1 protein-coding gene is annotated in these 739 nt (G+C 70.8%); it reads right to left on the bottom strand.

All coding sequences use genetic code 11. From position 1 onward, the window contains the following. A partial coding sequence (gene hflK, locus AC1DWF_RS34125; protein ID WP_476842914.1) for a protease modulator HflK occupies nt 1-513 on the bottom strand: 513 nt, incomplete at its 3' end. Nucleotides 514-739 lie beyond the last annotated feature (226 nt).

Here is a 739-nt window from a genome sequence, read left to right as displayed (position 1 = left end):
GGTGAGCGCCTGCTGGATCGGCGTGCGGCCGATGACCTCGCGCATCACCGATTCGGCGGCGGATTTCACCGTGTCCTCGGGGTTGCGGGTGTTGAAGAGGAAGTCGCTCGCGTCGCGGATGCGCCAGAAGACGGCGAAGTCGACGTCGATGATGTTCTCGTCGCCGGTCAGCATGAGCGACTCGGGCAGCACGTCCCTGCTGGCGATCACGCGGGCGCCCGGCGCGGCATCGGCACCGGCCCGGAAGCCCACATCCACGCGGTTGATGCGCGTGACGCGCGGCGTGGTGACGCTCTCGACCGGCCAGGGGATGCGGTAGTTCAGGCCCGGGGGCGCGGTGCGCTCGAAGGCGCCGAAGCGCATGACCACGCCGAGCTCGTCAGGCTGCACGCGATAGAAGCCCGAGGCGCCCCAGATGCCCGCCAGCAGCACGGCGGCCAGAGCCAGCCCCTTCCCGCCCCCGCCGCCCCGCGGCAGGTAGCGCCGGACCATGGCCTGGGCGTTGCGGATCATCTCCTCGACATCAGGACCAGGGCCCGAGCCGCGGTTGTTGCCGCCGCCGGGCGGGCCACCGGAAGGCGGGCCGCCCCAGGGTCCACCCCCTTGTCCACCCCCACCGGGGGGACGCGGATTGCCCCAAGGGCTGTTTCCGCCGTTGTTCCACGACATGTGTACCGAACTCTCCCGTGCCGCCGGGCCAAGTGGCGCCGGCCAAAGATGAACTTCCGTCAACATATGG

Source organism: Aminobacter sp. P4_D5 (assembly GCF_056401815.1).
This window is presented reverse-complemented; position numbering and strand designations above follow the sequence as displayed.